The organism is Pseudomonas sp. xss_2 (assembly GCF_043104195.1).
GTDB classification, from domain to species: domain Bacteria; phylum Pseudomonadota; class Gammaproteobacteria; order Pseudomonadales; family Pseudomonadaceae; genus Aquipseudomonas; species Aquipseudomonas urmiensis.
The window spans coordinates 15,426-27,085 of sequence record NZ_JBICKL010000090.1; the positions used below are offsets into that span (position 1 = coordinate 15,426).

General features: G+C 62.6%; 9 protein-coding genes. 3 read left to right on the plus strand and 6 right to left on the minus strand.

Annotated features, from left to right (window positions below):
- Positions 1-5: 5 nt before the first annotated feature.
- The 3 genes from ACF8K2_RS23030 to ACF8K2_RS23040 all read right to left on the minus strand — a co-directional run bounded on the left by ACF8K2_RS23030 (position 6) and on the right by ACF8K2_RS23040 (position 3,457).
- Positions 6-668: a lysoplasmalogenase gene (locus tag ACF8K2_RS23030; RefSeq protein WP_392467818.1), complete on the minus strand. Its 663-nt coding sequence runs from the start codon at positions 666-668 to the stop codon at positions 6-8.
- Between the two features lie 234 nt (positions 669-902).
- On the minus strand, positions 903-2,228 hold the full coding sequence (gene aceA, locus ACF8K2_RS23035) for an isocitrate lyase (protein WP_186557149.1): 1,326 nt from the start codon (positions 2,226-2,228) through the stop codon (positions 903-905).
- A 494-nt stretch (positions 2,229-2,722) separates the two neighbouring features.
- Positions 2,723-3,457, minus strand: a complete 735-nt coding sequence (locus tag ACF8K2_RS23040; RefSeq protein ID WP_312152867.1) for a secretin N-terminal domain-containing protein — start codon at positions 3,455-3,457, stop codon at positions 2,723-2,725.
- A gap of 157 nt (positions 3,458-3,614) precedes the next feature.
- Between ACF8K2_RS23040 and ACF8K2_RS23045 the strand changes: the two genes are divergently transcribed.
- Entirely contained in the window at positions 3,615-5,330 is a 1,716-nt protein-coding gene (locus ACF8K2_RS23045) for a S8 family serine peptidase (protein ID WP_392467821.1), read from the plus strand.
- 148 nt (positions 5,331-5,478) lie between these two features.
- The gene (locus tag ACF8K2_RS23050; protein WP_186557146.1) at positions 5,479-6,921 is read left to right on the plus strand and encodes a SulP family inorganic anion transporter; all 1,443 of its coding nucleotides are present in this window, start codon (positions 5,479-5,481) and stop codon (positions 6,919-6,921) included.
- A 72-nt stretch (positions 6,922-6,993) separates the two neighbouring features.
- Here the strand turns inward: ACF8K2_RS23050 and fusA are convergent, their stop codons facing one another.
- Positions 6,994-9,108 carry an elongation factor G gene (fusA, locus tag ACF8K2_RS23055; RefSeq protein ID WP_392467824.1) on the minus strand — a complete coding sequence of 705 codons (2,115 nt, stop codon included), beginning with the start codon at positions 9,106-9,108 and terminating at the stop codon, positions 6,994-6,996.
- Positions 9,109-9,208: 100 nt separating this feature from the next.
- Positions 9,209-9,637: a hypothetical protein gene (locus tag ACF8K2_RS23060; protein ID WP_368972009.1), complete on the minus strand. Its 429-nt coding sequence runs from the start codon at positions 9,635-9,637 to the stop codon at positions 9,209-9,211.
- A 347-nt stretch (positions 9,638-9,984) separates the two neighbouring features.
- Here ACF8K2_RS23060 and ACF8K2_RS23065 point away from each other — a divergent pair, with 347 nt between their 5' ends.
- Positions 9,985-10,284 (plus strand): hypothetical protein, encoded by a 300-nt coding sequence (locus ACF8K2_RS23065; RefSeq protein WP_186557184.1) that lies wholly within the window; start codon positions 9,985-9,987, stop codon positions 10,282-10,284.
- A 3-nt stretch (positions 10,285-10,287) separates the two neighbouring features.
- On the opposite strand, the gene ACF8K2_RS23070 is transcribed toward ACF8K2_RS23065, so the two are convergent.
- The gene (locus tag ACF8K2_RS23070; RefSeq protein WP_312156436.1) at positions 10,288-11,538 is read right to left on the minus strand and encodes an aspartate aminotransferase family protein; all 1,251 of its coding nucleotides are present in this window, start codon (positions 11,536-11,538) and stop codon (positions 10,288-10,290) included.
- Positions 11,539-11,660 lie beyond the last annotated feature (122 nt).

Below are 11,660 nucleotides of genomic sequence, written 5' to 3' on the forward strand. Positions count from 1 at the left end.
TCGTTCTAGCAGTTTTGCGCACCGCGTGCCCCGCTCTGGATCAATACTTTATCGATTGAGCCGCGTGCGGCCGACGAAGCGATCGCCCATTGACCGAGCCAGTAGGCGAGGATGATCAGGTACTGCGCCGCAGCGAACGGGCTGACGAAGCGGTCGACCCCGATTAGGCTGTCGGAGAACACGAACAGGCAGGCACCGAGCGCGGCCAGGCCACCGCAGGCCAGGGCGCGCCAGAGCATTGCGCTGATCACCAGGGCGTACAGCGCCACCGGTAGTAACAGGGGCCCAAGGCCGTGGCTGGCGAGCAGGTAGAACAAGCCGCTGCCAGCGACCGCGGCGAGCAACAGGGCGGGCAGGGCGCTCTGGCGGTTCTGGCTATAGTAGCCGCGCAGGTAGGCCAGGTGGGCAAAGAGGAAGGCGCCCAGGCCGAATACGAACAGATCCGCGGGGATTGCCAGGAGTATGTCGCCGAGTACCGAAAAACCAAGGCCGATCATGATCCAGCGGCGGTAGGTCGTGGCTGGGGTGGTTCGCAGCCAGAGGATCAGGGCCAGCACCGGAATCGGTTTGGCCAGCAGGGCAAGCACAGCGTTGCCGCTGGCCAGTGAATAGAGATAGAGGGCAGCGGCGACCAGGGCCAATAGCAACAGGCTGAATGGGCGGGACATGGGCAGTCCTTGCTGTAGTTATGGGGCAAGCATAGACCCTAACCTCTGTTGCTGCCCGTAACGGCCTCATCACGGGCAAGCCCGCTCAGGTCATGCGCCGATTTCAAATGTGGCGCATGACCTGTAGGAGCGGGCTTGCCCGCGATGAGGCCCGTACAGACGCAGACGACAAAAGGCCCGGGCACCTCGACGGTGGCCCGGGCCTTCTTCATTCCAGCAGTAACCCACTCATTATTAGTGGAACTGCTCTTCCTCAGTCGAACCGGTCAGCGCGGTCACCGACGAAGCGCCACCCTGGATCACCGTGGTCATGTCGTCGAAGTAGCCAGTACCCACTTCCTGCTGGTGCGCCACGAAGGTGTAGCCTTTGCTGGCGTCGGCGAACTCCTGCTCCTGCAGCTTCACGTAGGCGGTCATGTCGTTGCGGGCGTAGTCGTGCGCCAGGTTGAACATGCCGTGCCACATGTTGTGGATGCCAGCCAGGGTGATGAACTGGTGCTTGTAGCCCATGGCCGACAGTTCGCGCTGGAACTTGGCGATGGTGGCATCGTCCAGGTTCTTCTTCCAGTTGAACGAAGGCGAGCAGTTGTACGACAGCAGTTGGTCTGGGTACTCCTTCTTGATCGCCTCGGCGAAACGACGCGCTTCGTCCAGGTCCGGCTTGGCGGTCTCACACCAGATCAGGTCGGCGTACGGCGCGTAGGCCAGGCCGCGAGCAATGGCCTGGTCGAGGCCGGCACGCACCTTGTAGAAGCCTTCACGGGTGCGCTCACCGAGCACGAACGGCTGATCGTACGGGTCGCAGTCGCTGGTCAGCAGGTCGGCTGCGTTGGCGTCGGTACGGGCCAGGATGATGGTCGGTACGCCGGCAACGTCGGCAGCCAGACGTGCAGCGACCAGCTTTTGTACGGCTTCCTGGGTCGGTACCAGTACCTTGCCGCCCATGTGACCGCATTTTTTCACCGAAGCCAGCTGGTCTTCGAAGTGCACGCCAGCGGCGCCCGCTTCGATCATGTTCTTCATCAGCTCGTAGGCGTTCAGCACGCCGCCGAAACCGGCTTCAGCGTCGGCCACGATTGGCGCGAAGTAGTCGATGTAACCTTCGTCACCTGGGTTCTTGCCAGCTTTCCACTGGATCTGGTCGGCGCGGCGGAACGAGTTGTTGATGCGCTTGACCACGGTCGGAACCGAGTCGACCGGGTACAGCGACTGGTCGGGGTACATCGACTCGGCCGAGTTGTTGTCGGCGGCAACCTGCCAGCCGGACAGGTAGATAGCCTGGATACCGGCCTTTACCTGCTGAACTGCCTGGCCGCCGGTGAGGGCACCCATGCAGTTGACGAAATCTTTTTCAGGGCGGAAAGAGGGGTGGGCACCTTGGGTGACCAGCTTCCACAGTTTTTCTGCACCCACCTGGGCCAGGGTGTGCTCCGGTTGCAGCGAGCCACGCAGGCGAACGACATCAGCGGCCGTGTAGGTACGGGTCACGCCTTTCCAGCGCGGGTTCTCGGCCCAGTCTTTCTCGAGGGCTGCAATTTGCTGTTCGCGTGTCAGTGCCATGGAAATAAACCTCGTCGCATCGATCTTGGGGTAATTGTGCTGATGCTCAAAAGTCGCGGATCAGAGGCCTGACGGCTGTCCTGTTCGGCGGTGTTGCGACGGCGAACGCGAAGGCTCGAAGGGGAAGGAGGTGCAGCGTGGGTCAGCGATGGCTGCAGGTCGGCTCGTGGATGCCTTGCTGCGGTGCGACATGGCTTGCCTGGTGACTGCGGTGATGCGCTTCCGTCCCTCGGGACAACTTCTCGTTGCAGTCGCAATCCGGTCGAACCGCCTTGTGGGCCGTATAGACACGAAGCGCCTCCAGGGGTGGGAGGAGCGCGCCTCGAAGACCCTTGCCAGGGCCTCTGATTAGCGGGAGCGAGGCCATCATGCCCTTGGCAAAAAGTACCTGTCAAATGTTTTGTAGTGCTTTTTTCTGGTTACTACATCTTTGGTCTAATGCGACTCGGCAGTCAGTTTCAAGGCCTTTGGTCGAGGCCTTGAATTGCCTGGGATCAGTCCAGAAGGTCGACTTTGACACGCAATGTCATGTTTTCACCGCGCTGGGTGCTGTAACTGAGGCTTGACGGGTTGCGCTCGGCTTGGCTCTGCTGATTGAACCCGGCCAGGGTGATCCATTCGCCGAGCTTGCCGGTGACGGTTGTGTCGGTGCTTTGCACTTTCACTACATCGGGACGTTCGCTGCTCATTCGATCATTATTGCTGCTGATTGCCAGGCGAACCGTCTCACCGCTCAGGCTCGGCGTGACATAGAAACCCTGGGTCACGTTGCGGTATTCGGTGTTGGTCTGGATGCGCCCGTAACCGTCGGTGCTGCTGCTGGTGATGGGGATGCTTTGACCGACCTGGATCAACGCCGGCTGGCCCTCGCTGGCCTGCACTTGCTGCATGCCGCCGTCGCGATTGGCGGTGCCGTAGCGGATGACCCGGGCGTTGCCGCGATTGTCCTGGAAGTTGCTGTCGTTGTTGTCGACGCTGATCAGCAGGCGCTTGGGGGCGGTATCGAGTTGTTGCAGCAGGGTGCGCAGGTCGTCGATGCGCTCCGGCTCGGCGTTGACGATCAACTTGTTCTCGAAGGCGCTGACGCTGCCGTCCTTGCCCAGGAAGGCCTGGGCGGTGGGCAGCAGTTCGGCGCTGCTGCGGTGCTGAAGCGGCACTACCTCGGTGGCGGCCTGGGCGGTGAGGCTCGCAGCCAACAGTAGGGAGGCGATGAGGGGGCGTAGCGGCATGTCCATGATCTCCGCGGGTGGAATGGACATGATGGCAAATTTGTACGGGTCTTGCCGGGTGTGGATCACACCAAGTGGGTTTTAGGCTGGTACTGCCAGCTATGAACCTTTGCCTTGCCCAGGCAGTCGCAGCCAATGTGGCAACAGGGTCCTCATTATGAAGCGCTATTCAATCTTGCTGTTCTGCCTGCTCACCCACGCCGCCTTCGCGGCCCAGGACCCGTTGCGCATCAAGTCGCTGCAGCGCTGCGCCGATCTGCTCAGCGAAGACCGGCAACAATGGTGTCTCCATGCCCAGGGCCTGGGCGCACAACCTCCTACCGTCTGGCTGGCCGGTCAGCGCCTCCCTCAAGCCGATGTACAGCGCCAGGGCGATAACCTGACATTTACCCTCACCGGCGCACACCAGCCCAGCGCACCGCTATGGCTGGAATCCGCCGGTGACAAGAGCAACCCCGTCTGGCTTAGCCGCCAGCGCAGCCATGTAGTGGCCGCCACTGCTGATGAGGTGGCAAAGAACATGGATGGCCTGACCACCTACCTGGACTTGGTCAGCCTGCTGATCGAGGAAAAACACCCGGGCTTGCAGGAAGCCCAACGCATCGCCGACAAGTACGGCGCCAAGGTGGTCGGCGCCATCGCGCCACTCAACGTCTATCAGTTGCGCCTACCTGTGCATGACTTGATCCAGCGTGACGCGATGATCCTGCGCATGGGCAGCGAGGCCAGTGTCGATGCGCTGATCATCGAAGAGTCAGCCCCGGAGCGTGGCGAAGAAGGCACAGGGCCGTCCCGGCAGGCGATCAACCAGGCAGACGAGTGGGCCGCCAACCGCTTCATGGACGCGCTGTATTTCTACCAGCGGCGGATCCAGGCCTCGGCAATACCGGTCAAGCCGGTACGCATTGGCGTGATCGAGCGTGAGGTCGACTTCGATGCTCCAGCCTTTACTGGCTATCGTGGGCCTTGCCCACAGGGGCAAACCTGCGTTTACGCCCGCGACGGCGACAAGGTTGAAAGCCACGGCAGCCATGTTGCTGGAATCCTGGCCGGGCAGGGCGCCGAAGGTGGCTTTCTGACTGGCCTTGGCAAGGCCAGCCCAGGCTTCGAGGTCATCGTCGAGCGTAACTCCGACGCTGGGATCACCGCCAACATCGCCGCTTCGGTCAACTTGGTCGAGGATGGCGTACGGGTGCTGAACTGGAGCTGGGGTATCCACCGGGTCGGGGCGAAGAACGTGCAGGGTGATGAGGTCGATTCGCTGGTGCGCTCCGGGCTTGCCATGAGCGGCTATGAAGAGTTGCTCGAGGAGTTCTTCCTGTGGCTGCGCAAGGCCCATCCCGAGGTGATCGTGGTCAACTCGGCGGGCAATGGCGCGTCTTGGTCGGGCACTGACGAGTACCGCCTGCCGTCGTCGTTCGTCACCGACCAGTTGCTGGTGGTCGGTGGTCATCAGCGCAGTGACAAGGGCGTGCCAGTGACCGATCCGCAGCATGTGCGCAAGCGGCAAAGCTCCAACATCGATATGCGCGTGGATGTCAGCGCCGCCGCCTGTATCCGCTCGGCGCAGGCCAGTGAGGCGCATTGCGGTACCTCCTATGCCACGCCGCTGGTGACCGCCACGGTGGCGGCGATGCTGTCGATCAACCCCAGCTTGACCCCCGAGCAAGTGCGCATGCTGCTGCGGCGCAGCGCGCTGACCCTGGGCCTGGAGCAAGACTTCGAGGCCATGGACGCCGAGGACCTGACTGCGCCGATTCTGCCGTCGGAGCGCAATGGCCAGCTCAATCACCCAGACTTGGGCCGATCGGCGCGGCTGGACATGCAGCGCGCCTTGGATTTGGCGGTGCAGAGCCTGCAGCGGGTGCGCTGAGTCGCGCAATGGTGGCCGCTGTAGGACAAATTCCGTAACATCGCTGGCCCTATCGCGGGGCAAGCCCGCTCCCACGCTGTCGCTTGAAATCGTGGGAGCGGGCTAGCCCCGCGATAGGGTCAGCCACAGACATCTTCGCAGGAACTTCATGAAACCCGCCCGATTTCGCGCCGACATCCTCGCCGGCCTGACCACCTCTTTCGCCCTGGTCCCGGAATGCATCGCCTTCGCCCTGGTCGCCCATCTCAACCCGCTGATGGGCCTGTACGGCGCCTTCATCATTTGTACCTTGACGGCATTGTTCGGCGGTCGTCCCGGGATGATTTCCGGCGCTGCCGGCTCCATGGCGGTGGTGATCGTCGCCCTGGTGGTGCAGCACGGCGCCCAGTACCTGCTGGCCACGGTACTGCTGGGTGGGGTACTGATGATCCTGTTCGGCGCGCTACGCTTGGGCAAGTTGGTGCGCCTGGTGCCGTATCCGGTGATGCTGGGCTTCGTCAATGGCCTGGCGATTGTCATCGCCTTGGCCCAACTTGAGCATTTCAAGAGCGGCGAGCAGTGGCTCAGTGGCTCGCCGCTGTACCTGATGATCGGTCTGGTGGCGCTGACCATGCTGGTGGTCTACGTCTTGCCGCGGCTGACCCGCGCCGTGCCGCCGGCGTTGGTGGCGATCCTCGGGGTGGGGCTGCTGGTGTACCTGCTCGATCTACCGACCCGCACCCTGGGCGATATGGCCCATATCGCGGGCGGCCTGCCCCAGCTGGCCTGGCCGGACGTGCCATGGACCCTGGAAACCCTGAAGATCATTGCTCCTTACGCGCTGCTGATGGCCATGGTCGGCCTGCTGGAGACCCTGCTGACCCTCAACCTGACCGATGAGATCACCGAAAGCCGCGGCTTTCCCGACCGTGAGTGCGTGGCGCTGGGTGCGGCCAACATGGTTTCGGGGATGTGCGGTGGCATGGGCGGCTGCGCGATGATCGGCCAGACCGTGATCAACCTCAGCTCCAACGGCCGTGGTCGGTTGAGCGGGGTGGTCGCCGGGGGCATGATCCTGCTGTTCGTACTGTTCCTGTCGCCGCTGATCGAGCGCATCCCGCTGGCGGCGCTGGTCGGGGTGATGTTCGTGGTGGCCCAGCAGACCTTCGCCTGGGCCTCTTTGCGCGTGCTGCACAAGGTGCCGGTTAGCGATGTACTGGCGATCATCGCGGTCACCGTAGTCACGGTGTTCACCGATCTGGCTACAGCGGTGCTGTTCGGGATCGTCATCGCGGCGGTCAACTTTGCCTGGCAGCATGCCCGTGAGCTGTATGCCGACAGCCATGACGATGGTGAGGGCGGCAAGCGTTACCAGGTGCATGGCACGTTGTTCTTTGCCTCGACCACGCCGTTTCTCAATCAGTTCGACCCGGCGGGCGATCCGCCCAGCGTGACGCTCGATTGCAAGCACCTGAGTTTTGTCGACTACTCGGCGGTGGCGGCGTTGCAGACCTTGCGCGAGCGCTATGCCAAGGCGGGCAAGCACCTGCGGGTGGTGCATCTGTCGGAGCGCTGCAAGAAGCTGTTGAAGCGCGCGGGGGAGCAGCACTGATGCATCGCGGGGCAAGCCCGCTCCCACGCAGCCACAGGTAGTGCGTGGGGGCGGGCTTGCACCGCGATGGGTTCAGGATTCCCCGCGGTTCTTTTTCACGATCGCCTCGGCGATGTTCGCCGGCGCCTCGCCATACTTGGTGAACTCCATGGTATAGCTGGCCCGCCCCTGGGTCATCGAGCGCATCTGCGTCGAATAACCAAACATTTCACCCAGCGGCACTTCGGCGCGGATGACCTTGCCGGCCGGGGTTTCCTCGCCTTCCTGAATCATCCCGCGACGGCGGCTGAGGTCGCCAATGATGTCGCCCTGGTACTCCTCAGGCGTGACCACCTCAACCTTCATCACCGGCTCCAGCAGCACCGCGCCGCCTTTGCTGGAAAGCTGCTTGGTGGCCATCGAGGCGGCGATCTTGAAGGCCATTTCGTTGGAGTCGACATCATGGTACGAGCCGTCGAACACTGCGGCCTTGAGGTTGATCAGCGGATAGCCGGCGAGCACGCCGTTTTGCATCTGCTCCTCGATGCCTTTCTGGATCGCCGGTATGTACTCGCGTGGAATCACCCCGCCGACCACCTCGTTGATGAACTGCAAGCCTTCCTTGCCTTCTTCTCCTGGGGCGAAGCGAATCCAGCAATGGCCATACTGGCCACGACCACCGGACTGGCGGACGAACTTGCCTTCGATCTCGCAGGTGTTGCGAATTTTCTCGCGGTAGGCCACCTGTGGCTTGCCAATGTTGGCCTCGACGCCGAACTCGCGGCGCATGCGGTCGACAATGATGTCCAGGTGCAGCTCACCCATGCCGGAGATGATGGTCTGCGCGGTTTCTTCGTCGGTCTTGACCCGGAATGAAGGATCTTCCTGGGCCAGCTTGCTCAGGGCGATGCCCATTTTCTCCTGGTCGGCCTTGGTCTTTGGCTCCACCGCCACCGAAATCACCGGATCGGGGAAGTCCATTCGTTCGAGAATGATCGGTTTGTTGATGTCGCACAGGGTGTCGCCGGTGGTGACATCTTTCATGCCGATCAGCGCGGCGATATCGCCAGCGCAAACGTCCTTGATCTCGGCACGCTGGTTGGCATGCATCTGCACCATGCGGCCGATGCGTTCCTTCTTGCCCTTGACCGAATTGAGCACGGCGTTGCCGGAGCTGAGCACCCCGGAATACACCCGGGCGAAGGTGAGGGTGCCGACGAAGGGGTCGGTGGCGATCTTGAAGGCCAGCGCCGAGAACGGCTCGTTGTCGTCGGCGTGACGTTTCAGATGCTTGTCTTCGTCGTCGGGGTCGGTGCCGTTGATCGCCGGAATTTCGCTAGGCGCGGGCAGGTAGTCGATCACCGCGTCGAGCATCAGCGGCACGCCTTTGTTCTTGAACGAGGAGCCGAGCACTGCCGGCACGATCTGGTTAGCGAGGGTGCGCTGGCGCAGGCCGGCCTTGATCTGCTCGGTGCTCAGCTCTTCGCCATTGAGGTACAGCTCCATTAACTCGTCGTTGGCCTCGGCGGCGGCTTCGATCATGTGCGCACGCCATTCGTCGGCCAGCGCCTTGAGCTCTGCGGGGATTTCCTCCTCGCGATAGCTGGCGCCGTTGTCGGCGTCGTTCCAGTAGATGGCTTTCATCTTCACCAGGTCGATCTGGCCGATGAAGTTTTCCTCGCTGCCAATCGCCAGTTGGATCGGCACCGGATGGTGGCCCAGGCGCTGGTCGATCTGTTTGACCACGCGCAGGAAGTCGGCGCCCTGGCGGTCCATCTTGTTGATGTAGGCCAGGCGTGGCACATGGTACTTGTTGGCCTGGCGCCAGACGGTCTCGGACTGCGGCTCGACCCCGTCGGCGCCACTGAACACCACCACCGCGCCATCGAGCACGCGCAACGAGCGCTCCACCTCGATGGTGAAGTCGACGTGACCGGGGGTATCGATGATGTTGAAGCGGTATTTGTTGGCGAACTGCTTGGTCGAGCCCTGCCAGAAGGCGGTGGTGGCCGCTGAGGTGATGGTGATGCCGCGCTCCTGTTCCTGGGCCATCCAGTCCATGGTCGCGGCGCCATCGTGCACCTCGCCCATCTTGTGGTTGACCCCGGTGTAGAACAGGATGCGTTCGGTGGTGGTGGTCTTGCCGGCATCGACGTGGGCGACGATGCCGATATTGCGGTACAGCTCAATGGGCGTAGTGCGGGCCATGGTCAGTCACCTGTGGGTGAATGCGCGGGGAGGGGTACTCCCAAGGTAGCAGACCGTTGACGGCCTGTTGCCCCTTGACCCGATCAAGCGAGGAGCGGTCTCAGTCAGCTTGCGCTTGCAACTGCCAGATGCCGTCGACTTCACGTGCCAGACCGCTAGCGGCGAGCAAAACCACCAGGCGTGGGTGCAGGGCGGCATCGGTGAAGCCCTTGACGCAGTTAAGGTCGAGCTCGCCGGTCAGCTTCATATCGGTCTTGGTGTACGACAACCAGGCCTTTTTAAGTACTTGCAGCACGTCACTGCCCGCAGTGTTGGCAAAGCGGCGGTGGGCTTGGCGGCCGTCGAACTCGAAGCTGTGTTGATGGCTGTAGCTGCTTTCGTCGCCATTGCCTTCGACGCAGCGGTGGCAGCGGCAGGGGCCATCGGCAAAGGCAGTGCGCAGGTAGCTGTTGAAGTCCACTACGGGCTTGAGGGTCAGGCGTTTGTCGACCTCGAACAGGTCGGCGATCAGGGGTTCTTCGGCGCTCACTCGGTGTCCTCGTGTGGTGTGGCGTGCATCGGCGGGCACCCTAACAGATCGGCGCTTTGCAGGCCATGCGCTTGGTCTGGCGATCGATGTCGTCAGTGCCGCCCTCATCGCGGGGCAAGCCCGCTCCCACGGTGCTTGCGTATCCCACCTCTGATGAGTAGCCAGCCCGCCACTGGTCGAGGCTCAGGCATTCACGAGGATCAAATGTGTGACGTAGGAGGCTCAAACGTTTGTCGTGGGAGCGGGCTTGCCCCGCGATAGGGGGCTAGAGACAACAGGTGACAGCTGCCGTACCCTATGCGCCCCCGGCGTGGAGCACGCCGATCCCTATCGATGAGGCAACCCGATTGAGCAAGTACCCGTATATCGCCACCGTGACCGTCAGCACCGAAGACCGCGGAGGCGACGTCGAGGCGTCGGAAAATGCCAACATCCGTGTTGGCCTTGAGGCTGTGACCGAAACCCTGAAGAAGGTGCATTTCGTCGGCGCCCTGGCGGCCCCGGAAAAGCCGGCTACCCACATCTGCGTCACCCTGGAAAACGGCCTCGTCTATTACGGCCCGATCGTCAACGGTCACGCCGAACTCGAAGGCGGCTGGATCGCCTTCGAATCCGACATGCTCACCCCTGAAGAGCTGGGCCTGTAAGCCTCAGTCCAGCTGCGCCAGGCACTGCTCGAGGATATCCAGGCCTTCTTCGAGCACTGCCGGCTCGATGGTCAGCGGTGCCAGCAGGCGAATGATGTGCCGCGCCTTGCCACTGGGCATCAACAGCAACCCTTTGGCCCGCGCCGCTTCCAGCAGCTTGGCCAGCTGCGCAGGCGCCGGGCTGCCATCGGCATTGACCAGTTCGATGCCGCGCATGGCGCCAACGCCGGTCAGGCGGCCGAGCGAAACGCTCAATCCAGATGACTTCCAGCGTTGATAGCGGCTGACGATGGCTTGCTCCTGACGCTCGCCCCAGGTCGCCAGGTTCTCATCGCTCATCTGCGCAAGGCTGGCCAGGGCCGCCGCGCAGGCAATCGGGTTACCTGAATAGGTGCCGCCCAGCCCGCCCTTTGGCAGCGCGCCCATCAGCGCCTTGCGCCCGACCACCGCACCCAACGGCATGCCGCCAGCGATGCTCTTGGCCAGCAGCAGCAAATCCGGCTCGATGCCCAGGCGTGGGAAAGCAAAGCGCTGCCCGGTGCGGCCAAAGCCCGATTGGATTTCATCGATGATGATCAAGATCCCATGCTCGTCGCACAAGCGCCGTAGGGCTTGGGCGAAGGCCGGATCAAGCGCCAGGAAACCGCCTTCGCCCTGCACCGGTTCGAGAATGAACGCAGCCACGTCTTCGACGGCCAGCTCGACACTGAACAGCCGCTCCAGGGCTTTTAGCGCCTGCTCGCAGGTAACCCCGGTGTCGGCGCTGGGGTAGGGCAGGTGATAGACCGGCCCTGGCAAATCGCCGACCCGTTGCTTGTACGGAGCGACCTTGCCATTGAGGTTGAGGGTGGCCAGGGTGCGGCCGTGGAAGGCGCCGTCAAAGGCGATGATGGCGCGTTTGCCGGTGGCGCCACGGGCCACTTTCAGGGCGTTTTCCGCAGCTTCCGCGCCGCTGTTGGTGAGCATGCCGGCCAGCGGGTAACTGACCGGCACGAACGCGCGCAATTGCTCCATCAGTTCAAGGTAGGGGCCATGCGGTGCGGCGTTGAAGGCGTAGTGGGTCAGGCGCGTGGCCTGGGTCTGGATCGCCTCGACCACCGCCGGGTTGCAGTGGCCCAGGTTAAGCACACCAATACCGCCGACAAAGTCGATGTAGCGTTTACCGTCGGTATCCCAGACTTCTGCATTACGCCCATGGGAAAGTGTAATGGGGTGAACTATGGCAATCGATTGGCTGATACTTTCCAGATTCATGAGCGCGCGGACCTTGTTCGAGTTTGTTGATATCCAAACGCGACTTGGGTGGTGTCGGCAAACGAATTATTCGATTGCGATCATTCCATAGATTCTGGAAGTCAGGGCCGGCCTCTTCGCGG

Bases quoted from the DNA above. Each gene is read 5' to 3' on its own strand.
- ACF8K2_RS23030 (WP_392467818.1), bottom strand. From the start codon at position 668: ATGTCCCGCCCATTCAGCCTGTTGCTATTGGCCCTGGTCGCCGCTGCC.
- fusA (WP_392467824.1), bottom strand. From the start codon at position 9,108: ATGGCCCGCACTACGCCCATTGAGCTGTACCGCAATATCGGCATCGTC.
- ACF8K2_RS23045 (WP_392467821.1), top strand. From the start codon at position 3,615: ATGAAGCGCTATTCAATCTTGCTGTTCTGCCTGCTCACCCACGCCGCC.
- aceA (WP_186557149.1), bottom strand. From the start codon at position 2,228: ATGGCACTGACACGCGAACAGCAAATTGCAGCCCTCGAGAAAGACTGG.
- ACF8K2_RS23040 (WP_312152867.1), bottom strand. From the start codon at position 3,457: ATGCCGCTACGCCCCCTCATCGCCTCCCTACTGTTGGCTGCGAGCCTC.
- ACF8K2_RS23050 (WP_186557146.1), top strand. From the start codon at position 5,479: ATGAAACCCGCCCGATTTCGCGCCGACATCCTCGCCGGCCTGACCACC.
- ACF8K2_RS23070 (WP_312156436.1), bottom strand. From the start codon at position 11,538: ATGAATCTGGAAAGTATCAGCCAATCGATTGCCATAGTTCACCCCATT.